Source organism: Bacillus sp. AFS001701 (assembly GCF_002559405.1).
In the GTDB taxonomy this organism is placed as follows: Bacteria; Bacillota; Bacilli; order Bacillales; family Bacillaceae_G; genus Gottfriedia.
Map to the genome: position 1 here is coordinate 1 of NZ_NTZO01000693.1, position 335 is coordinate 335.

The 335-nt window shown below is 26.3% G+C and carries 1 protein-coding gene; it reads left to right on the top strand.

The window, feature by feature from the left end; all coding sequences use genetic code 11:
- Positions 1 to 141: 141 nt before the first annotated feature.
- Positions 142 to 335, top strand: a 194-nt coding sequence (locus tag CN514_RS24665; protein ID WP_141529528.1) for a hypothetical protein, incomplete at its 3' end; no start/stop codon positions are given.

Consider the following 335-nt stretch of genomic DNA (forward strand, 5'->3'; position numbering starts at 1 on the left):
ATGGCAGTTTAGTTGAACAACGGATTTAACGGACTCTTGAGTCAAATTGTGGAAAAAGGGTAAAATCATATAAATAGTTTTTTTAAGTACTTGAATTAGTGAAACAACTAATTAAGAATTTGTTTAAAAGGAGTAGTACAAATGAACATTGAGAAATTGATAAGGGAAATTGTTAGAGAAGAAATTAGTAATGCAATGTTAATAACAGAAAAACGTACTATAACGGAGCACCGTACAGAGATGATTTCAAATTTAATTGATACAATTATTAATAAAAATGAAGAAACGACTAAAATTAGTTTTAATTTAACAAATAGTACTATTGGAAAATTGAA